This is a genomic window from Isoptericola sp. b408, assembly GCF_030588085.1.
In the GTDB taxonomy this organism is placed as follows: Bacteria; Actinomycetota; Actinomycetes; order Actinomycetales; family Cellulomonadaceae; genus Isoptericola; species Isoptericola sediminis.
Window position 1 is genome coordinate 220397 of the sequence record NZ_JAUQYQ010000003.1, and the last position, 21038, is coordinate 241434.

At 71.6% G+C, this 21038-nt stretch carries 20 protein-coding genes; 15 read left to right on the plus strand and 5 right to left on the minus strand.

Annotated elements, in window-relative coordinates:
* Positions 1–66: 66 nt before the first annotated feature.
* From trpS to Q6347_RS09575, 3 genes are all read left to right on the plus strand, one after another.
* Positions 67–1122: a tryptophan--tRNA ligase gene (gene trpS, locus Q6347_RS09565; protein ID WP_304607224.1), complete on the plus strand. Its 1056-nt coding sequence runs from the start codon at positions 67–69 to the stop codon at positions 1120–1122.
* A complete protein-coding gene (locus Q6347_RS09570) occupies positions 1119–1682 on the plus strand; it encodes a 2'-5' RNA ligase family protein (protein WP_304603476.1) in 564 nt (187 codons plus the stop codon). The genes trpS and Q6347_RS09570 overlap by 4 nt, the downstream gene beginning before the upstream one ends.
* 67 nt (positions 1683–1749) lie before the next feature.
* On the plus strand, positions 1750–2760 hold the full coding sequence (locus Q6347_RS09575) for a YihY/virulence factor BrkB family protein (RefSeq protein ID WP_304607225.1): 1011 nt from the start codon (positions 1750–1752) through the stop codon (positions 2758–2760).
* A gap of 69 nt (positions 2761–2829) precedes the next feature.
* On the opposite strand, the gene Q6347_RS09580 is transcribed toward Q6347_RS09575, so the two are convergent.
* Genes Q6347_RS09580 through sdhC form a run of 4 tightly spaced genes read right to left on the minus strand, consistent with a single transcriptional unit; the run spans position 2830 to position 6284 of the window.
* Positions 2830–3603 carry a succinate dehydrogenase iron-sulfur subunit gene (locus Q6347_RS09580; protein ID WP_171247436.1) on the minus strand — a complete coding sequence of 258 codons (774 nt, stop codon included), beginning with the start codon at positions 3601–3603 and terminating at the stop codon, positions 2830–2832.
* Positions 3603–5438, minus strand: coding sequence for a succinate dehydrogenase flavoprotein subunit (sdhA, locus tag Q6347_RS09585; protein ID WP_171247437.1), 1836 nt, complete (start codon positions 5436–5438; stop codon positions 3603–3605). The genes Q6347_RS09580 and sdhA overlap by 1 nt, the downstream gene beginning before the upstream one ends.
* Before the next feature lie 58 nt (positions 5439–5496).
* On the minus strand, positions 5497–5949 hold the full coding sequence (locus Q6347_RS09590; RefSeq protein ID WP_171247438.1) for a succinate dehydrogenase hydrophobic membrane anchor subunit: 453 nt from the start codon (positions 5947–5949) through the stop codon (positions 5497–5499).
* Positions 5949–6284 carry a succinate dehydrogenase, cytochrome b556 subunit gene (sdhC, locus tag Q6347_RS09595; protein WP_216077620.1) on the minus strand — a complete coding sequence of 112 codons (336 nt, stop codon included), beginning with the start codon at positions 6282–6284 and terminating at the stop codon, positions 5949–5951. The genes Q6347_RS09590 and sdhC overlap by 1 nt, the downstream gene beginning before the upstream one ends.
* Positions 6285–6498: 214 nt before the next feature.
* Here sdhC and Q6347_RS09600 point away from each other — a divergent pair, with 214 nt between their 5' ends.
* From Q6347_RS09600 to Q6347_RS09655, 12 genes are all read left to right on the plus strand, one after another.
* Positions 6499–7614: a mannose-1-phosphate guanylyltransferase gene (locus Q6347_RS09600; RefSeq protein WP_304603478.1), complete on the plus strand. Its 1116-nt coding sequence runs from the start codon at positions 6499–6501 to the stop codon at positions 7612–7614.
* Positions 7611–8789, plus strand: coding sequence for an amidohydrolase (locus tag Q6347_RS09605; protein ID WP_304607226.1), 1179 nt, complete (start codon positions 7611–7613; stop codon positions 8787–8789). The genes Q6347_RS09600 and Q6347_RS09605 overlap by 4 nt, the downstream gene beginning before the upstream one ends.
* A gap of 174 nt (positions 8790–8963) precedes the next feature.
* The gene (locus Q6347_RS09610; protein ID WP_171247442.1) at positions 8964–10064 is read left to right on the plus strand and encodes a BMP family protein; all 1101 of its coding nucleotides are present in this window, start codon (positions 8964–8966) and stop codon (positions 10062–10064) included.
* A 117-nt stretch (positions 10065–10181) separates the two neighbouring features.
* Positions 10182–11702, plus strand: coding sequence for an ABC transporter ATP-binding protein (locus Q6347_RS09615; protein WP_304603480.1), 1521 nt, complete (start codon positions 10182–10184; stop codon positions 11700–11702).
* Positions 11703–11758: 56 nt separating this feature from the next.
* Entirely contained in the window at positions 11759–13057 is a 1299-nt protein-coding gene (locus Q6347_RS09620) for an ABC transporter permease (protein ID WP_304607410.1), read from the plus strand.
* A complete protein-coding gene (locus tag Q6347_RS09625; RefSeq protein WP_304603481.1) occupies positions 13054–14349 on the plus strand; it encodes an ABC transporter permease in 1296 nt (431 codons plus the stop codon). Before Q6347_RS09620 ends, Q6347_RS09625 begins: the two co-directional genes overlap by 4 nt.
* A gap of 4 nt (positions 14350–14353) precedes the next feature.
* Positions 14354–14749: a cytidine deaminase gene (locus Q6347_RS09630; RefSeq protein WP_171247445.1), complete on the plus strand. Its 396-nt coding sequence runs from the start codon at positions 14354–14356 to the stop codon at positions 14747–14749.
* Complete coding sequence (locus Q6347_RS09635) at positions 14746–16041, plus strand: thymidine phosphorylase (RefSeq protein WP_304607227.1); 1296 nt, start codon at positions 14746–14748, stop codon at positions 16039–16041. The genes Q6347_RS09630 and Q6347_RS09635 overlap by 4 nt, the downstream gene beginning before the upstream one ends.
* Before the next feature lie 41 nt (positions 16042–16082).
* The gene (locus tag Q6347_RS09640) at positions 16083–16331 is read left to right on the plus strand and encodes a hypothetical protein (protein ID WP_171247447.1); all 249 of its coding nucleotides are present in this window, start codon (positions 16083–16085) and stop codon (positions 16329–16331) included.
* 63 nt (positions 16332–16394) lie between these two features.
* Positions 16395–17498 (plus strand): adenosine deaminase, encoded by a 1104-nt coding sequence (locus Q6347_RS09645; protein ID WP_304603483.1) that lies wholly within the window; start codon positions 16395–16397, stop codon positions 17496–17498.
* Positions 17495–18232: a deoxyribose-phosphate aldolase gene (deoC, locus tag Q6347_RS09650; protein WP_304603484.1), complete on the plus strand. Its 738-nt coding sequence runs from the start codon at positions 17495–17497 to the stop codon at positions 18230–18232. The genes Q6347_RS09645 and deoC overlap by 4 nt, the downstream gene beginning before the upstream one ends.
* 53 nt (positions 18233–18285) lie before the next feature.
* Positions 18286–19104 (plus strand): siderophore-interacting protein, encoded by an 819-nt coding sequence (locus Q6347_RS09655; RefSeq protein WP_304607228.1) that lies wholly within the window; start codon positions 18286–18288, stop codon positions 19102–19104.
* Between the two features lie 163 nt (positions 19105–19267).
* Here the strand turns inward: Q6347_RS09655 and Q6347_RS09660 are convergent, their stop codons facing one another.
* Positions 19268–21034, minus strand: coding sequence for a phospho-sugar mutase (locus Q6347_RS09660; protein WP_304607229.1), 1767 nt, complete (start codon positions 21032–21034; stop codon positions 19268–19270).
* Positions 21035–21038 lie beyond the last annotated feature (4 nt).

The window sequence follows — 21038 nt, forward strand, 5'->3', positions numbered from 1 at the left end:
GCGTCCCACGACCTCGACCTCCCGGGTGATTCAGGCCCACCCGTCAGACCTGCCAGAATGAAGACCATGTCCGCATCCCCCTCCGCACCGGGCGCACCGTCCGGCACCCGCCCGCGCATCCTGTCCGGCATGCAGCCGACCGACACCTCGCTGCACCTGGGCAACTACCTGGGTGCGCTCACGCAGTGGGTGGCCCTGCAGGACGACTACCAGGCGCTGTACTGCGTGGTCGACCTGCACGCACTGACCGTCAACCCGGAGCCGGCGGCGCTGCGCGAGCGGACCCGGGCCACGGCCGCGCAGTACCTGGCGGGCGGCGTCGACCCGGCCCGCTCGGCCCTGTTCGTGCAGTCCCACGTGCCGGAGCACACCGAGGTCGCCTGGTTGCTGAGCTGCCAGACGGGGTTCGGCGAGGCCAGCCGCATGACGCAGTTCAAGGACAAGTCGGCGCGCCAGGGCACCGACGGCACCACCGTCGGGCTGTTCACCTACCCCGTGCTGATGGCGGCGGACATCCTGGTCTACGACGCCGCCCTGGTGCCGGTCGGCGAGGACCAGCGTCAGCACCTCGAGCTGACCCGGAACCTCGCCGAGCGGCTCAACGCCCGGTTCGGCGCAGGGACCGCCGTCGTGCCCGAGGCCCACATCGTCACGGCCACCGCCAAGATCCAGGACCTGCAGAACCCCACCGCGAAGATGTCGAAGTCGAACGCGGGCGGCAAGGGCGTGATCTGGCTGCTGGAGAACCCGAAGAAGGCCGCGAAGGCCATCAAGTCGGCGGTCACCGACGCCGACGACTCCTACGCCGTCTACTTCGACCGGGAGAAGAAGCCCGGGATCTCCAATCTGTTGTCGATCTACTCGGCCGTGACCGGCCGGGAGGTGGACGACATCGCCGCGGAGTACGACGGGCGCGGGTACGGGTACCTCAAGGTCGACCTCGCCGACGCCGTCGTGGCCTTCCTCGAGCCGTTCCAGGAGCGCGCGAACACCTACCTGTCGGACCCGGCGGAGCTCGACAAGGTGCTCGACGACGGCGCGGCCCGGGCCCGTGAGATCGCCGGCGGGGTGAAGGACCGGCTCTTCGACCGCTTCGGGCTGCTGCCGCGGGGCGTCCGGTGAGGATCCCTCCTCGGGGCCCCGGCCAGGTGCGGATCGGCATCGCCATCGCGGTGCCCGAGCCGTACGCCTCGCAGCTGCAGGACGCCCGGTCGCGGTTCGAGGACCCCTTGGCCCAGGCGATCCCGCCGCACATCACCGTCATCGGGCCGACCGTCGTGGACCGTGCCGACATGCCCACCGTCGGCGAGCACCTGCGGAAGGTCGCCGACGAGATGCCCCCCTTCCGGGTGCACCTGCGGGGTACCGGCACGTTCCGGCCGGTGTCCCCGGTCGTGTTCATGACGCTGGCCGAGGGCATCGCCGAGTGCGAGCTGCTCGAGCAGCAGACCCGGTCCGGGGTGCTCGCCCAGGAGCTCCGGTTCAACTACCACCCGCACGTCACGATCGCTCACGAGGTGCCCGAACCCGCGCTCGACCGCGCCTTCGACGAGATGGCCGGCTACGAGGCCGTCTTCGAGGTCACGGAGATCTGGCAGTACGAGCACGGGGACGACGGCGTCTGGCGTCCCCAGCGTCCGTTCACGCTGCGCGGCCGGAAGCAGATGCTCCGGCCGTCCTGACCGCGGCCGCCGCCGCGCCGACCGCGACGCCCCACCGCCGACGGGACCGGCGGCTAGGGTCGAGGACGTGTCCGAACGTCTCGATCGGTGGAAGGACCGGGCGACCCGCCTGGTCGGGTGGGTCAAGGACCGGCGTGAGGTCCGCGCGCTGCAGTGGTACATGGCCCGGCGCGGCAACCTGCTGTCGGGCGGGATCGCCTACACGGCGCTGTTCGCCCTCGGTGCGGGTCTGACGATCGGCTTCTCGGTGTTCTCCAGGACCCTGGGCAGCAACGACGAGCTGATGGCGCAGGTGACCGACGAGATCGAGCTGTGGCTGCCCGGGCTGATCGGTGACGGCGAGAACCAGCTCGATCCCGCGGACCTGGTCGTCCAGGACCTCTGGAACGTGACCACGCTCGTCGCCGCCGTCGTGCTGCTGTGGACCGCCATCAGCTTCATGGGCGCGCTGCGCCACTCGATCCGCACCATGTTCGACGCGCCCGTCGTCGGGGTGAACCCCGTGCTGGCGAAGGTCTGGCAGCTCGCCGGGTTCGTCCTGCTCGGCTCCATGATCGTCGTGACGGCGGCCGCGAGCATCGTGACCACCCAGGTCGAGGACTGGCTCGGTGACTCGGGTGCCCTGGGCGCGCTGCTCTCCGCCGGGAGCCTGGCGGTCGCCCTGGTGCTGGACGCCGTCATCGTCTTCCTCATGGTGCGCGTCCTGAGCAGGGTCCGGCCGCGCCGGGCTCGGGACCTGGTCATCGGGTGCCTGGTGGCCGCGGCGGTCTCGGGGGCGCTGCGCTCCGCGGGGACCTCGCTGGTGACGTCGAGCGTGTCGAGCAACATCCTGCTCGGTTCCTTCGTCACCCTCGGCACGATCCTGCTGCTCGCGAACGTGCTGTCCCGCGTGCTGCTGATGATCTGCGCCTGGATGCACGACCCCCCGCGGATGGACGAGGTGGTCCGCGCCGAGGAGGAGGTCGAGGCGATGCGGCACGCCGAGGAGATCGAGCGCATGGCTCGCCAGGGCGCCGGTCACGGGAAGCCGTACAGCCCGGTGGTCCGCGGGGTGCGCCGCGCACGCTACACCCCCTGAACCGCTGAACGGACGGCGAAGCCCGGCACGACGACCGTCGTGCCGGGCTTCACCGAGTGAGGCAGGTGCTCAGAAGGCGCGGGTGATCATCGCCCGCTTGACCTCCTGGATCGCCTTGGTGACCTCGATGCCGCGCGGGCAGGCCTCGGTGCAGTTGAAGGTCGTGCGGCAGCGCCACACGCCCTCCTTGTCGTTGAGGACCTCCAGGCGCTGGGTGCCGCCCTGGTCGCGGGAGTCGAAGATGAACCGGTGGGCGTTGACGATCGCCGCCGGGCCGAAGTACTGGCCGTCGGTCCAGAACACGGGGCAGGACGACGTGCACGCCGCGCACAGGATGCACTTGGTGGTGTCGTCGAACCGGTCGCGGTCGGCCTGCGACTGGATGTTCTCCCGGCTCGGCTCGTTCCCCGAGGTGATGAGGAACGGCATGATCTCGCGGTAGGAGGCGAAGAACGGCTCCATGTCGACCACGAGGTCCTTGAGCACCGGGAGGCCCTTGATGGCCTCGACGGTGATCGGCTTGTCCGGGTTGATGTCCTTCAGGAGCGTCTTGCACGCCAGCCGGTTGCGGCCGTTGATCCGCATGGCGTCCGAGCCGCACACGCCGTGCGCGCAGGACCGGCGGAACGTCAGCGAGCCGTCGAGCTCCCACTTGATCTTGTGCAGGGCGTCCAGGACACGGTCGGTGCCGTGCGCGGTGACCGTGTGCTCCTCCCAGTACGGCTCGGAGGCGACCTCCGGGTTGTACCGGCGGATCTTCAGCGTGACCTGGAAGGAGGAGACGGCACCCGCCTGCGACTCCGAGCCGGAGGTGTCGGTCGAGTTCTCGAGAACAGCAGTCATCAGTACTTCCGCTCCATCGGCTCGTAGCGCGTCATGGTGACGGGCTTGGACCCGAGGACGACCTTGTAGTCCCCGAAGTCCTCGACGTGGTCGAAGTAGCCCGCGACATGCCCGTCGGCGGCGTCGGGGGCCGACGTCGGACGGCGGTACGCCATCGTGTGCAGCATGTAGTTGTCGTCGTCCCGGTCCGGGAAGTCCTCGCGGTAGTGACCGCCCCGGGACTCGCGCCGGTTGAGCGCCGCGACGACGGTGACCTCGGCGATGTCGAGCAGGAAGCCCAGCTCGATCGCCTCCAGGAGGTCGGTGTTGAACAGCGAGCCCTTGTCCTGGACCGACACGTTGCGGTACCGCTTCTGCAGCTCGCGGATCTCGGCGGCGGCCTTGTTCAGCGACTCGTCGGTGCGGAAGACCTGGGCGTTGGCGTCCATCGTCTCCTGCAGCGCCTGGCGCACGTCGGCGACGCGCTCGCCGTCGGGGCGGTCGCGCATCTCGGAGAGCTGCGCCTCGACCCGTGCCGTCGGCTCCTCGACGATCGGCAGGTGCTGCTCGACGGTCTGCGCGTAGGCGGCGGCCGACCGGCCGGCCCGCTTGCCGAAGACGTTGATGTCGAGCAGGGAGTTGGTGCCCAGACGGTTGGACCCGTGCACGGAGACGCAGGCGACCTCACCGGCGGCGTAGAGCCCCTTGACGACGTTGTGGCCGTCGCGCAGGACCTCGCCCTTGATGTTCGTCGGCACGCCACCCATCGCGTAGTGCGCGGTGGGGTAGACGGGCACCGGCTCGGTGTACGGCTCGATGCCGAGGTAGGTGCGGGCGAACTCGGTGATGTCCGGCAGCTTGGCGTCGATGTGCGCCGGCTCGAGGTGCGTCAGGTCCAGCAGGACGTAGTCCTTGTTCGGGCCGGCTCCGCGGCCCTCGCGGACCTCGTTCGCCATGGACCGCGCCACGATGTCGCGGGGCGCGAGGTCCTTGATGGTCGGGGCGTAGCGCTCCATGAACCGCTCGCCGTCGGCGTTGCGCAGGATGCCGCCCTCGCCGCGGGCCGCCTCGGACAGCAGGATGCCCAGGCCGGCCAGACCCGTGGGGTGGAACTGGAAGAACTCCATGTCCTCCAGCGGCAGGCCGCGGCGGTAGGCCAGCGCCATGCCGTCACCGGTCAGGGTGTGGGCGTTGGAGGTCGTCTTGAAGATCTTGCCCGCACCGCCGGTGGCGAACACGACCGCCTTGGTCTGGAAGACGTGCAGCTCGCCGGTGGCCAGGTCGTAGGCGACCACGCCGGTGGCGTTGACCTCGGCGCCGTCCTCGATCTGCTCGGTCGTCAGGTCGTGGTCGGTGAGCAGGTCCAGCACGTAGAACTCGTTGTAGAACTCGACGTCCTGCTTCACGCAGTTCTGGTACAGCGTCTGCAGGATCATGTGACCCGTGCGGTCCGCGGCGTAGCAGGCGCGACGCACGGCCGCCTCACCGTGGTTGCGCGTGTGCCCGCCGAAGCGGCGCTGGTCGATCCGGCCCTCCGGCGTGCGGTTGAACGGCAGTCCCATCCGCTCCAGGTCGAGCACGGCGTCGATGGCCTCCTTGGCCATCACCTCCGCGGCGTCCTGGTCGACGAGGTAGTCGCCGCCCTTGATCGTGTCGAAGGTGTGCCACTCCCAGTTGTCCTCCTCGACGTTCGCCAGGGCGGCGCACATGCCGCCCTGGGCGGCGCCGGTGTGGGAGCGCGTGGGGTACAGCTTGGAGATGACGGCGGTGCGGGCGCCCTTGGACGCCTCGAGCGCCGCGCGCATGCCGGCGCCACCTGCGCCGACGATGACGACGTCGTACTGGTGGGTCTGCATCGGTTCCGATGCCTCCTGCGGACGGTGGTGGTTCAGCGGGTGGGGTGGTGCGCGCGGCTCAGGCCGTGCAGAACGAGGCGAGCAGCTCCGCCGGGGCGTCCGGCGGGCACGGGTCGAAGGTGAAGATCACCAGCGTGCCGAGCACGACGGTGATGGTGAACGCCAGGTACAGCAGGCTCTTGAGCACGCCGCGGGTGACGTCCCGCTGGGCGTAGTCGTTGATGATCGTCCGGACGCCGTTGGTGCCGTGGATCATGGCCAGCCAGAGCATCAGCAGGTCCCAGATCTGCCAGAAGGGGCTCGACCACTTGCCGCCGACGAACGCGAAGTCGATGGCCTTGACGCCGTCGCCGACCATGAGGTTGACGAAGAGGTGCCCGAAGACCAGCACGACGAGGAGGACGCCGGAGGCCCGCATGAAGACCCACGAGTAGAGCTCGTAGTTGCCCCGGGTGGTCTTGCGACGCACGTACGGGGAGCGGGGCGTGGGGATGTCGGTCTGCGTAGTCATCATTCGGCTCCGAACACGTTCATCAGGTGGCGGGGCAGGAATCCGGCCATCGTCACGACGAGCAGGCCGAGCACGACCCAGAGCATGACTCGCTGGTAGCGGGCCCCCTCCGACCAGAAGTCGACGAGCGCGATGCGCAGGCCGTTGAACGCGTGGAAGACGATCGCGGCCACCAGGCCGGCCTCTCCCAGCCCCATGATCGGCGTCTGGTAGGTGCCGATGACGGCGTTGTACGCCTCGGGGGAGACGCGCACGAGCGACGTGTCGAGCACGTGCACGAGCAGGAAGAAGAAGATCGACACGCCGGTCACGCGGTGCGCGACCCAGGACCACATGCCTTCACGGCCGCGGTAGAGCGTGCCAGCGGGGGCAGTCGGCACGGTGGGGCCTCCATTGGCGGATGCTGGCGGGGTTACGTGAGGACACTGTAGTGACACCCGGTTGCGATCGGGTCACGGCCGCCGGAAAAATGGCGTCCGCGTGGTGGATCTGTGATCGATCCCACAGGGGTCACGTCGTCCCGACGCCCGGCGTCACTATGCTGCGAACATGCTTTCTGCTATTCCCGGGTTCCGTGCCGTCATCCCCGCCGGGGGGTCCGGGACCCGTCTGTGGCCGCTCTCGCGCGCGGGCGCCCCGAAGTTCCTGCACGACCTGACCGGTTCCGGGCGCAGCCTGCTGCAGGGCACCGCCGACCGGTTGACGCCGCTCACCGGTCCGGACGGCGTCGTCGTCGTCACGGGCACGGCGCACGCCGCCGCCGTGCGCGCCCAGCTCCCCGGGCTCGGCGAGGACCAGGTGCTGGCCGAGCCGTCGCCGCGCGACTCGATGGCGGCGATCGGGCTGGCCGCGGCCGTGCTGGAGCGACGCCACGGCGAGGTCGTCCTCGGGTCCTTCGCCGCGGACCAGGTCATCTCCGGCACCCGCGAGTTCGAGCGCTCGGTGCGCGAGGCGGTGGAGGCCGCCCGGGCGGGGTACGTCACGACGATCGGCATCGCCGCGTCCCGCCCCTCGACCGCGTTCGGCTACGTCCACGGGGCCGAGCCCCTCGGCCTCGAGGGGGCGCCGAGCGCCGTGCACGTCAGCGGGTTCACGGAGAAGCCCGACGCCGAGACGGCGCGCACCTACCTGGCCTCGGGGGAGTACCGCTGGAACGCCGGGATCTTCGTCGCGAGCACGGACGTGCTGCTCGGTCACCTGGCCGCGCAGCGCCCGGCGCTGCACGACGGGCTGCGCCGGATCGCCGCGGCGTGGGACACGCCGGACCGTGACCGGGTGCTGGCCGAGACCTGGCCGGGGCTGGAGCGGATCGCCATCGACCACGCCGTCGCCGAGCCGGTCGCCGCGGACGGCGGCGTCGCCATGGTCCCGGGCCCGTTCGGCTGGGACGACGTCGGTGACTTCAACTCCCTGGCGGCGCTGCTGCCGGCCGACGACGACGCGGGGTCGAAGGTGCTCGGCGAGAGCGCCGACGTCGTCCGGGTCCAGAGCGCCGGGTCGGTCGTCGTCCCGGCGAGCGGCCGGACCGTGACGTTGCTGGGCATCGACGACGTGGTCGTCGTCGACACCCCCGACGCCGTCCTGGTGACCACGCGTGCCCGGGCCCAGCAGGTCCGGAGCATGGTCGACGCGGTCCGCGACCACGGGCGGGAGGACCTGCTGTGAGCGGGGCGGCGCAGGCACGCCTCGACGAGGTCGTCGCCGCCCTGGAGGACGAGGTCGTGGCGGTGCGCCGTGACTTGCACGCCCACCCGGAGACGGCGCGTCAGGAGGTCCGGACGACGGCGGTGCTGGCCGAGCGGCTGCGGGCCGCCGGGCTGCAGCCCCGGCTGCTGGACGGGACCGGGCTGACGTGCGACGTCGGCCCGGACGTCCCGGGCCGGGGGCGCACGGCCCTGCGCGCGGACATCGACGCCCTGCCCCTGGACGACGTGTGCGGCTGCGACTTCGTCTCGACCGTGCCGGGGGTGGCGCACGCGTGCGGCCACGACGTCCACGCGGCGGTCGTCCTCGGCGCCGGTCTCGCCCTGGCGCGGCTCGCCGAAGAAGGCCTCCTGGAGACCGGGGTCCGCCTGATCTTCCAGCCGGCCGAGGAGATCATGCCCGGCGGTGCCCACGACGTCCTGGCCCAGGGGGTCCTGGACGGTGTGGAGCGGATCGTCGCGGTGCACACCGAGCCGAAGCTCGACGTCGGGCGGCTCGGGACGCGGATCGGCCCGATCACCTCCGCCTCCGACCTCGTCACCGTGACGCTCTCCTCCAGCGGCGGGCACACCTCCCGGCCGCACCTGACCGGTGACGTCGTCTACGCCCTGGGCCAGGTCATCACCCAGGTGCCGGCGGTGCTCGGGCGACGGCTGGACCCGCGTTCGGGCGTCAACCTCACCTGGGGCGCCGTCGAGGCGGGCAACGCCCACAACGCCATCCCGGCCACGGGGGTGGCCAAGGGCACCCTGCGGTGCCTGGACGTGCGGGCGTGGGAGCGGGCCGGCCAGGTCCTGCTCGACGCCGTCGAGCAGGTCGTGGCCCCGTACGACGTCGAGGTCAGCGTCTACCACCTGCGCGGCGTCCCGCCGGTCGACAACGACGCCGAGGTCACGGCCGCCCTCGAGGCGGCGGGTGCCGCGGTGCTCGGCGAGGACGGCGTGGTGCTCACCGAGCAGTCCCTGGGCGGGGAGGACTTCGCCTGGTACCTGACCAAGGTGCCCGGGGCGATGGCACGGCTCGGCACCGCGACCCCGGGGCAGCGCCGGTACGACATCCACCAGGGCGACCTGGTCGTCGACGAGCGTGCCATCGCGATCGGTGCGCGGGTCCTGGCGAGGGTCGCGCTCGGGTGATCCCGACCGGCTGTGACGTACGTCATTCCGCCGTCGTTCCCATTCGATAACGACTCGGACACGGGTTGGGCTCGTGGTCCTGCGGGCCCGCACGCATGGTTAGGCTGTCATCTCTGATCGTGAGACGGGGACGATCCCGGGCTCACCCACCACCCTCATCGACAGGAGCGACAGGTGAAGAGTGCGATCAAGTTCACCGCCCTCGCCGGCGCGGCCGCGCTGACCCTCGCGGCGTGCGGAGCGGCCCCGGAGGACACGGCCGACGAGAGCACGGAGACGGGGGCCGAGACCGAGGCCGTCGACTTCTCCCCGTGCATCGTCTCCGACCAGGGCGGCTTCGACGACAAGAGCTTCAACCAGCTCAGCTTCGAAGGCGCCCAGCAGGCGGCCGAGGAGCTCGGCGCCGAGCTGACGGACGTGCAGTCGCAGTCCGAGACCGACTTCCAGCCGAACCTGCAGTCGCTGGTCGACCAGGGCTGCGACGCCATCGTGTCGGTGGGCTTCGCCCTCTCGGCCGACACGGTCGAGTCGGCGAACGCCAACCCGGAGACCCACTACATCCTCGTCGACGACGCCGCGGACAACGACTTCGACGGCGAGACCGACGCGGACAACATCAAGCCGCTGCTGTACAACACGGCCGAGGCCGCGTTCCTGGCGGGCTACCTGTCGGCGGGCTACTCCGAGGCCGGCAAGGTCGGCACCTTCGGCGGCCAGCCGTTCCCGACCGTGACGATCTTCATGGACGGCTTCAAGCAGGGCGTCGAGCACTACAACGAGGTCAACGACGCGGACGTCGAGGTCATCGGCTACTCCGGTGGCGAGGACGGTGCCTTCACCGGCGGCTTCACCGCCAACGAGACGGCCAAGACCACGGCGAAGAACATCCTCGACCAGGGTGTCGACGTGATCCTCCCCGTCGGTGGCCCGATCTACCAGTCGGCCATCGCGGCGATCGAGGACTCCGGGCGCGACGTCGCGCTCGTGGGCGTCGACGCCGACTTCTACGAGACGGACCCGACCACCCAGGAGTACGTGCTGACCTCCATCCTCAAGCGGATGGACGTCTCCACCTACGAGGCCGTCCTCGCGGCGGGTCAGGGCGAGTTCGACCCGGAGACCTACGTCGGCACGCTGGAGAACGAGGGCGTCGGCCTGGCTCCGCTGCACGACTTCGAGGACAAGGTGGACCCGGAGCTCATGACCGAGGTCGACGAGCTGCGCCAGCAGATCATCGACGGCGAGCTCGAGGTCACGTCCTACCTGGCCGAGTGACCGGCTGAGGACCGACTGCCGCGACGGCGGGACACGGTGGGTTCGCCCACCGCGTCCCGCCGTGCGGCGCGGCCTAGGCTGGCCGGCAGAAACGTAAGGAAAGGGCGGCTGACCGCGATGAGGCTCGAGCTGCGTGGGATCACCAAGCGCTTCGGCGCGCTGGTGGCGAACGACCACATCGACCTGGTGGTCGAACCGGGGGAGATCCACTGCCTCCTCGGCGAGAACGGCGCTGGCAAGTCCACGCTGATGAACGTCCTGTACGGGCTCTACGACGCCGACGAGGGCGAGATCCTCCTGGACGGCGAGGTCCAGAACTTCCAGGGCCCCGGCGACGCGATGGGCGCCGGGATCGGCATGGTGCACCAGCACTTCATGCTCGTGCCGGTGTTCTCCGTGGCCGAGAACGTCATGCTCGGCCACGAGACGACGTCGGGTCCGGGCATCCTCGACCTGGCGGCGGCGCGCGAGACCGTCCGCAGCACCGCCGACCGCTTCGGGTTCCACGTGGACCCGGACGCGCTCGTGGAGGACCTGCCCGTCGGTGTCCAGCAGCGCGTGGAGATCATCAAGGCGCTCAGCCGTGACGCCCAGGTGCTCGTCTTCGACGAGCCGACCGCGGTGCTCACCCCGCAGGAGACCGACGAGCTGATGGCGATCATGCGTCAGCTCAAGGACGAGGGCAAGGCCATCGTCTTCATCACCCACAAGCTGCGCGAGGTGCGCGAGGTCGCCGACCGCATCACCGTCGTCCGGCACGGCAAGGTCGTCGGCGAGGCCGAGCCGACCGCGTCGGACAACGAGCTCGCCTCGCTCATGGTCGGCCGAGCGGTCCAGCTCACCGTCGACAAGGAGCCCCCGCGGCACGGCGAGAACGAGCTCGCCGTGGAGCACCTCGTGGTCGCGCGCCCGGACGGCCAGGTCGTCGTCGACGACGTCAGCTTCACCGTCCACGGCGGCGAGATCCTCGTGGTCGCGGGCGTGCAGGGCAACGGGCAGACGGAGCTCACCGAGGCGCTCATCGGCCTGTACCCGGACTTCGAGGGGTCGATCCGGCTCGACGGCGAGGAGCTCAAGGGCCGCAGCGTCCGCAAGGTCCTCGACGCGGGAGTCGGCTTCGTGCCCGAGGACCGCAGCACCAGCGGCCTGGTCGGCGAGTTCACCATCGCCGAGAACCTCATCCTCGACCGGACCGACGGCGCACCGTTCGTGCGGGCGGGGTCGCTGCAGCTCGGCCTGCGCGACGAGTTCGCGCGCGAGAAGGTCGACGAGTTCGACGTCCGGACGACGGGTATCGACCTGCCGGTCGGTCGCCTGTCCGGCGGCAACCAGCAGAAGGTCGTCCTCGCGCGGGAGATGTCCCGCGAGCTGCGGCTGCTCGTGGCGGCCCAGCCGACCCGCGGCGTCGACGTCGGCTCCATCGAGTTCATCCACAAGCGCATCGTCGAGACCCGTGACCAGGGGATCCCGGTCGTCGTGGTCTCGACGGAGCTCGACGAGGCGGTGGCCCTCGCCGACCGGATCATGGTCATGTACCGCGGTCGCGTCGTCGGCATCGTGCCCGCCGACACCCCGCGCGACGTGCTCGGCCTCATGATGGCCGGCGTCGCGCCCGAGAGCGAAGGAGACGCCGCGTGAGCGAGACTCCGGACCGGCACTCCGCCGACTCCTCCGACAACCGGCTCGCGGCCGACATGGAAAAGGTCGACCCCGCGGCCGACCCGGGCCTCGCCGAGGCGCTGGAGCAGGACCGCGCCCGCGAGGCCGAGCTCGCCGAGGAGGACGGTCGCTGGCAGGACGCCTTCCACCGGATCATCTCCGGTGGCTGGGCCGTGTCGCTCGGCGCGATCCTGCTCGCCGTCCTCGCCGGGTCGCTGATGATCATCGTCACCGATGAGGCCGTCCAGCAGGCGTCCGGCTACTTCTTCTCCCGGCCCTCCGACACGTTCGCGGCGGTCGGAGAGGCCGTCGGGGGCGCCTACTCGGCTCTCTTCCAAGGGGCCGTGTACAACTTCCAGGCCGAGACGTTCGCCGGAGCCATCCGGCCGCTGACGCAGACGCTGACCAACGCGACGCCGTTGATCGCCGCCGGTCTCGGCGTGGCGATCGCCTTCCGCGCGGGCCTGCTCAACATCGGTGGTCAGGGCCAGATGCTCATGTCCGCCGCTGCGGCCGGCTGGGTCGGCTTCGGCGTCACCGGACTGCCGTTCCCGCTCCACCTGATCCTCGCCCTGGTCGCGGGCATCCTCGCCGGAGCCCTGTGGGCCGGTATCGCGGGTCTGCTCAAGGCACGCACCGGGGCCCACGAGGTCATCGTGACGATCATGCTCAACTACGTCGCGTTCTACCTGCTGTCGTACTTCCTGGCGACGCCCGGGCTGATGCAGGCCCCGGGGTCGGCGAACCCGAAGACCCCGCCGACGCCCGAGTCCGCACAGCTGCCCCCGCTCCTCGGTGAGCGGTACAACCTGCACTGGGGCTTCATCCTGGCGCTGATCGCCGTCGCCGTCGTGTGGTGGATCCTCAACCGCTCGGCCATCGGCTTCTCCTACCGGGCCGTGGGGCAGAACCCGCGTGCTGCGCGGGTCGCCGGCATCGACGTCTCGCGGTCCACCGTCTCGGTGATGCTCGTCGCCGGTGCGCTGGTCGGTCTGGCCGGCGTCACCCAGGTCCTCGGGACCGTGACCACCGGGTTCGGTGCGGACATCGACGCCGGGATCGGCTTCGACGCCATCACCGTGGCCCTGCTGGGCAACTCGAACCCGATCGGCGTGCTCGGTGCGGGCATCCTCTTCGGCGGGTTCAAGGCGGGTGGTTCCGCGATGCAGGCCGCCGAGGGCATCCCCATCGAGATCGTGCTCGTCGTGCAGTCCCTCATCGTGCTGTTCATCGCGGCGCCGCCGCTGGTGCGCGCGATCTTCCGGCTCCCGCAGCCGGGCAGCAAGCCGAAGAAGAAGCGGTCGCAGGCCGCGCGGAAGGAGGTGGCGGCATGACCGCCCCGACCGTGGACGGCGCCACCACGGGTGCGCCGGACGCGCCCCGCACCGTCAGCACCATCTCGTGGAAGACGCCGATCGCCCTGGCCGTCGTGCTGGCGCTGTACGCCCTGCTGATGCTGCTCGCCCCGCGCGAGGGCAGCGCACGCTTCGCCCTGTCCACCCCGACGGACTTCTTCCAGATCCCGGTGTACGTGATCCCGGGCATGGGCACCGCCTGGGTGTGCGCCGCCGTCGCCGCGGCGCTGCTCGTCGTCTCGGTCCTGGCGACCCGTGACGGTCGCCGGACGCCGCTGTGGGTGACCAGCGTGTACGCCGCCGCCCTGCTCTTCGGCTTCCTCGCCTGGGCCGCCGCGGGCAGCCCGCGCGACCTGTCCGTCGTCGGGCTCCTCGGTGGCGCCGTCGCGCTGTCCGTACCGCTGGTGTACGGCTCGTTGAGCGGTGTCATCGGTGAGCGGTCGGGCACGATCAACATCGCCATCGAGAGCCAGCTCCTGGCCGGTGCGTTCACCGCGGCGGTCGTGGGGTCGCTGACCAACAGCCCGTGGGCCGGGCTGGTGGCGGCCATGATCGCCGCCGCGCTGGTCGGCCTCGTCCTGGCGGTCTTCACGATCACCTACCGGGTGAACCAGATCATCGTCGGTGTGGTCCTCAACGTGCTGGTGATCGGCCTGACGAGCTTCTTCTACTCGCTGGTCCTGGTCCCCAACACCCAGACGCTGAACTCCACGACCCGGTTCGAGCGCCTGCCGATCCCGTTCCTCGAGCGGATCCCCGTCATCGGCCCGGTGCTGTTCGACCAGACGATCGTCGTGTACCTGATGCCCGTCGTCGTCTTCCTCGTCTGGTACGGCCTGTTCCGCACCCGGTGGGGGCTGCGGCTGCGTGCCGTGGGCGAGCACCCGCGCGCCGCCGACACCGTCGGCATCGAGGTGCTGCGCACCCGGTACCGCGCGCTGCTGATCGCCGGTGCCGTGGGCGGCATGGGCGGTGCGTTCTACACGGTGGTCTCCATCAACCAGTTCAACCGCGAGATGACCGCGGGCGCGGGCTTCATCGCCCTGGCCGCGATGATCTTCGGCAAGTGGAACCCCGTCCGGGCGGCCCTGGCCGGCCTGCTCTTCGGGTTCGCCACGAACCTGCAGAACGTGCTCTCGGTCGTCGGGTCGCCGGTGCCGAGCCAGTTCATGCTGATGCTGCCGTACATCGTGACGCTGTTCGCCGTCGCCGGGCTCGTCGGCCGGTCGCGGCCACCAGCAGCGCTGGCCAGGCCGTACACGAAGGAGTAGCGCCGTGACGTCCTCGATCGACTGGGACGCCCTGCGGTCGGCCGCTACGGACGTGACCCGCCACGCCTACGTGCCGTACTCCGGGTACGCCGTCGGCGCGGCGGCGTACGCGGACGACGGCCGGCTGCTGGTGGGCTGCAACGTCGAGAACGCCGCCTACGGCGTCACGCTGTGCGCCGAGTGCTCCCTCGTCTCGGCCCTGGTGACCGGTGGTGGCGGGCGGCTGACCGCCTTCACGTGCGTCGACGCCCGCGGCCGCGTCATCACCCCCTGCGGCCGTTGCCGCCAGCTGCTGTGGGAGCACGGCGGTGCCGACCTGATCGTCGAGACGCCACTCGGCGTCGTACCCATGTCCGACCTGCTGCCGCAGGCGTTCGGACCGGAGGACCTGGAACGATGAGCGAACCGTTCGACGCCGTCGACGTCATCCGCACCAAGCGGGACCGACACCACCTGTCGGACGCCCAGATCGACTGGGTGATCGACGCCTACACGCGGGGTGTCGTCGCCGAGGAGCAGATGTCCGCCCTCGCGATGGCGATCCTGCTCAACGGGATGAGCCGGGGCGAGATCTCCCGCTGGACGCAGGCGATGATCGCCTCCGGCGAGCGGATGGACTTCTCCTCGCTGACGCGACCGACGGCCGACAAGCACTCGACCGGTGGCGTGGGGGACAAGATCACCCTGCCGCTGGCCCCGCTGGTCGCGGCGTTCGGTGTGGCCGTCCCGCAGCTCTCGGGCCGCGGTCTCGGCCACACCGGCGGCACGCTGGACAAGCTCGAGTCGATCCCCGGGTGGCGCGCCGCGTTGAGCAACGAGGACGTGCTCGCCCAGCTCGACGACGTGGGCGCCGTCATCTGCGCCGCCGGTGCGGGACTCGCCCCGGCGGACAAGAAGCTCTACGCGCTGCGGGACGTGACGAGCACCGTCGAGGCGGTGCCCCTCATCGCGAGCTCGATCATGTCCAAGAAGATCGCCGAGGGCACGGGCGCGCTCGTCCTGGACGTCAAGGTCGGCTCCGGCGCGTTCATGAAGGAGCTGGCCCAGGCGCGCGAGCTCGCCCGCACCATGGTCGAGCTGGGCACCGACGCCGGGGTCCGCACCGTCGCCCTGCTGACCGACATGTCGGTCCCGCTCGGGCGCACGGCCGGGAACGCGCTGGAGGTCCGGGAGTCAGTCGAGGTGCTCGACGGCGGCGGCCCGGACGACGTCGTCGACCTGACCGTGGCGCTGGCCGTCGAGATGCTCGCCGCGGCCGGTCGTCCCGCGGACGAGGACGACGTCCGCCGCGCCCTGAGCGACGGACGGGCCATGGACGTCTGGCGGCGCATGATCGCCGCGCAGGGCGGTGACCCGGACGCGCCGCTGCCGACGGCGACGCACCAGCACCAGGTCGTCGCCGACCGTGACGGCGTGGTCACCGAGCTCGACGCCTACGCCGTCGGCGTCGCGGCCTGGCGCCTCGGTGCGGGTCGCTCCCGCAAGGAGGACCCGGTGCAGGCCGGCGCCGGCGTCGAGATCCATGCGCGGCCGGGCGAGCAGGTGGTGGCCGGTCAGCCGGTCCTGACGCTGCACACGGACACGCCCGAGCGGTTCGAGCGTGCCCTGGACGCGCTCGACGGCGGGTGGTCGCTGGGCCCGGTCGGCACGGCCGTGTCGCGTCGTCCGATCGTCCTGGACCGTCTGCACTGAGCCACCTCGCGTCGAGGCGCTCGGCACGACACCATGGGGGCATGAGCACCACCCCGAACGACGCCTGGCGGGACGCGGGTCTGGAGACCCCCGACGACACCACGAGCCTGGTCGAGGAGGCCGGGGCGCCGCCTGCGCGGCCGCAGCACGAGGCCGAGGTCGAGGACTACCACCCGGGCTTCCCCCGGCCGGACCTGGAGGGGTCCGCCAACGAGGCGGACGTGGTCGAGCAGGACATCGAGGTGCCGTCCGACGATCCGGACGACCTCGGCGGCACCGCGTCCGCGTGAGTCCGCTCACGGCGCGGCGGAGGAGTCCTCCGCCGTGCCGTGGGCGCAGGTAGGTTGGGGGCCATGACGCAAGCCCTTCTCGACGCCATCGGCGATCTGCCCAAGGTCCTGCTGCACGACCACCTCGACGGCGGGCTGCGGCCGCAGACGGTGCTCGAGCTCGCGGACGCGGTGGGGCACGAGCTGCCCGCGAACGACGCCGACGCGCTCGCCACCTGGTTCCGCGACGCCGCCGACTCCGGGTCGCTGCCGCGCTACCTCGAGACCTTCGACCACACGATCGCGGTCATGCAGACGCCGGAGGCGCTGGCCCGGGCGGCACGCGAGGCCGTGCTGGACCTCGCCGCGGACGGCGTGGTCTACGCCGAGCAGCGCTGGGCGCCCGAGCAGCACCTGCAGCGGGGGATGTCCCTGCCCGACACCGTGGAGGCCGTGCAGCACGGCATCGACGAGGGTGTGCGCGAGGCGGCCGAGCAGGGCCGCACCATCCGGGTCGGCCAGCTCGTCACCGCGATGCGCCACACCGACCGCTGGGTCGAGATCGCCGAGCTCGCCGTCGCCTACCGCGACGCAGGGGTCGTCGGCTTCGACATCGCCGGGCCCGAGGACGGTTTCGCCCCGGACCGGCACGCCGAGGTGTGGCGCTTCCTGGCGGAGCAGAACTTCCCGACCACGATCCACGCGGGTGAGGCCGCCGGCCTGGAGTCGATCTCCCAGGCGGTGCACCTGGGCCAGGCCGACCGGCTCGGGCACGGCGTGCGGATCATGGAGGACATCGTCTTCTCGGAGCACGACCGGTCCGCCACGCTCGGCCGGCTCGCGCACTGGGTCCGCGACCACCAGATCGCCCTGGAGGTGTGCCCGGTCTCCAACCTGCAGACCGCCGCCGCGCCCGGTGTCACCACGGTCGCCGACCACCCCATCACCCGCCTGAAGGAGCTCGACTTCGCCGTCACGCTCAACACGGACAACCGGCTGATGTCGCGGACGTCGATGTCGCACGAGATGCGGCTGCTCGTCTCGGAGGCGGGCTGGACGATCGACGACCTCGCCGACGTCACCATGACGGCCGCGTGGAGCGCCTTCATCCACCACGACGAGCGGCGCGCGCTCGTCGACGACCTGATCCTGCCCGGCTACCAGAAGATCGAGGGGGCTCTGCGATGAGCACCGAACCCATGACCGACCCGACCGTCCCGACCGACCGTGCCGCGCTGGCCCGCTACGTCGACCACACGCTGCTGAAGCCCGAGGCGACGGCCGCCGACGTCTCCGCGCTGGTCACCGAGGGTGCCGCGCTCGGGGTCTTCTCCGTCTGCGTCTCACCCACCTTCGTCTCGCACGCGGTCGAGTCCGCCGGGGGCCGGCTCGCCGTCGCCACGGTGTGCGGGTTCCCCTCGGGCAAGCACGCCTCGGAGATCAAGGCCGCCGAGGCCGCGCGCTCGGTGCTGGACGGTGCCGACGAGGTCGACATGGTCATCGACATCGGTGCGGCCAAGGCCGGCGGCTTCGACCTCGTCCAGGAGGACATCGCCGCGGTCCGTGCCGCCGTGCCGTCGGACAAGATCCTCAAGGTCATCATCGAGTCCGCCGCTCTCACGGACACCGAGATCGTCGCCGCCTGCCGCGCCGCCGAGGCGGCCGGGGCCGACTTCGTGAAGACCTCCACGGGCTTCCACCCGGCCGGCGGAGCCTCGGTGCACGCCGTCGAGATCATGGCCGCCACGGTCGGCGGCCGCCTCGGGATCAAGGCGTCGGGCGGCGTGCGCACCCTGGACGACGCGCAGGCGATGATTGCCGCCGGCGCCACCCGGCTCGGTCTCTCCGGCACCGGTGCGGTGCTCGCCGGGTTCGACGAGGGCGGTGCGGACGAGGCGCCCGCCGGGACCGACGGCTACTGATCCGGGGCCGCCCCCGCTGACGGGTCCGCCGCCGGAGGTTAGGCTTGCCTACCATGACTGACACGACGGCGAGCCGCGGTGCTCCGCCCGCGGTCCGGCGCACGCCGAGGACCGCGACGGTCAGCGCCGTGCGCCGGCTGACCCCGCACATGGTCCGGGTGACCCTGTCCGGGGGCGACCTGCCCGACGTCGACCCGACCGGGTGCACCGACCGGTACGTCAAGCTCGTGCTGGGGCCGCCCCCCGTCGAGGGAGCGCGCCCGGTGGTGCGGGCCTACACCATCCGGGCTGTCCGGGGCGCCTCCTGGGACCTGGACGTCGTGGTGCACGGCGACGAGGGCCTCGGCGGGCCCTGGGCCGCCACGGTCCAGCCGGGGGACGAGGTCACGTTCCTCGGACCCGGCGGCGGTTATGCGCCCGACCCCGCTGCTCCCTGGCACCTGCTCGTCGGTGACGAGTCGGCGCTGCCCGCCGTGGCGGCGGCGCTCGAGGCGCTGCCGGAAGGTGCCCGGGCGCACGCCGTCGTCGAGGTGGCCGGTCCGCAGGACGAGCTGCCGGTCGACACGGCGGCGGACGTCACGCTGACCTGGGTGCACCGCGGGACCGCGACGCTGGAGGACACCGTCCGGGGACTGCACGCGGCCGGCGAGCTGCCCGACGGCGTCCCGCACGCGTTCCTGCACGGGGAGGCCGGCAGCGTCCGCGAGCTGCGCCGGTGGGCCCGCACCGTGCTGGGCGTGCCGCGCGAGCTGCTGTCGGCGTCCGGCTACTGGCGACGTGGTCACGACGACGAGTCCTGGCGCGCCGTGAAGAAGGACTGGAAGTCCGCCGTGGAGCAGGACGACGCCGCCATCGCGGCCACCCCGTCCTGACCGCCCCCGAGGAGATCCCCTCCGTGACCACCCCCTCGTGACCGACGAGCGTGCTCGTTCGGTCCCTCATCTCATCGGATGAGGGACCGAACGAGCACGCTCGTCGGTGACGGTGACGGTGACGGTGACGGTGACGGTGACGGTCGGCGGAGGGCGAGTGGCGTCAGAAGCCCAGCGCCGCGTTCATCTCCTTGGCGAGGGAGTTCAGCCGCTCCCGGGCCTCGACCCGGGCCGTGCCGACGTCGAGAGCCGTCGCGTCGACCCCGACGTCCGTGACGACCTCGAGGTAGCACTTCAGCTTCGGCTCCGTGCCCGACGGGCGCACCACGACCCGCGTGTCGTCCTCGGCAAGCAGCAGGACGCCGTCCGTCGGCGGGAGTCCTTCGTAGCCGTCCGCCAGGTCCGCGACGACCCGCACCGGTGACCCCCCGAGCTCGCGAGGCGGTTCGGCGCGGAGCCGTGACACGGCGGCGGGGATCTCGGACAGGTCGCTGAACCGGGCCGAGAGCTGGCCCGTGACGAACAGGCCGTGCGCGCGGGCCACGTCGTCGAGCGCGTCGATGAGCGTGCGGCCCGAGGCCTTGAGCCGTGCGGCCAGGGAGGCCACCACGACGGCGGCGCTGATCCCGTCCTTGTCCCGGACGTGCTCCGGGTCGACGCAGTATCCGAGCGCCTCCTCGTAGCCGAACACCAGGCCGGGTGCGCGGGAGATCCACTTGAACCCCGTCAGGGTCGTCGTGTGGTCCACCCCGGCGTCGGCGGCGATCCGCGCCAGCGCACGGGAGGACACCACCGAGCTCGCGACCGTCGAACCGGGACGGCCGACCGACCGGGCCACCGCCTCGCTGCCGAGCAGGATGCCGACCTCGTCGCCGTGCAGCATCCGCCAGCCGCTCGACCGTGCGGTCTCCACGCCCTGGTGGGTGCCCTGGGTGATGTCCAGCACCGCGACCGCGCAGCGGTCCGCGTCCGGGTCGTTGGCGATCACCAGGTCGGCGCCGCAGTCGATCGCCAGCCCGAGCGCCAGGTCCATCGCCCCGGCCTCCTCGGGGTTGGGGAACGCGACCGACGGGAAGTCGGGGTTCGGCGCGACCTGCTCCTCGACGGGGATGACGCGCGTGAACCCGGCGTCGCCGAGGGCCCGTGCGAGCATCGGCCCGCCCACGCCGTGCAACGACGTCGTCACGATCGTCAGGTTCACGGCCGCGTCCGGTGCGGCGGTGCGCAGCGGCGCCAGCGAGGCGAGGTACTCCTGGACGATCTCCCGCCCGAGCACCGTCCACCCGTCGTCGGCGCGGGGGACCTCGTCGGCCGGGCCCACGTCCGTGACGTGAGCCGCGATGCGTTCGTCGTGGGGCGAGACGAGCTGGGCGCCCTGTCCCTCGTCGGTGACGACACGACCCCCGAGGTAGACCTTGTAGCCGTTGTCGGCGGCGGGGTTGTGGCTCGCGGTGACCATCACGCCCGCGTCGGCGTCCAGGCGCCGGACGGCGTAGGCGAGGACCGGCGTGGGCAGCGCGGCCGGCAGGAGCAGGACCTCGACGCCGGCGGCGGTGAGGACCGCGGCGGTGTTCCGGGCGAAGGTCGCCGACCGGTGGCGGGCGTCGTAGCCGACCACGACGCGCGGACCGGCACCGGGGCCGAGCGTGTCGTGCAGGTAGGCGCCCAGCCCGGCTGCGGTACGCACCACGACGGCGCTGTTCATGCGGTTGGGGCCGGCCGCCATCGTGCCGCGCAGACCGGCCGTGCCGAACTCCAGGGTGCCGTCGAACCGGTCCCGCAGGTCCGCCAGCGCCGACGGGTGCCGGGTGCCGCCGTCGGCGGAGGCGTACCCGACCAGGCGGGTCAGCTCGTCGACGTCCGTGTCGTCGATGTCGTGTCGAATCCAGTGCTCGACGCGGACGAGCAGCTCGTCCAAGGACTCCGTCATCCTG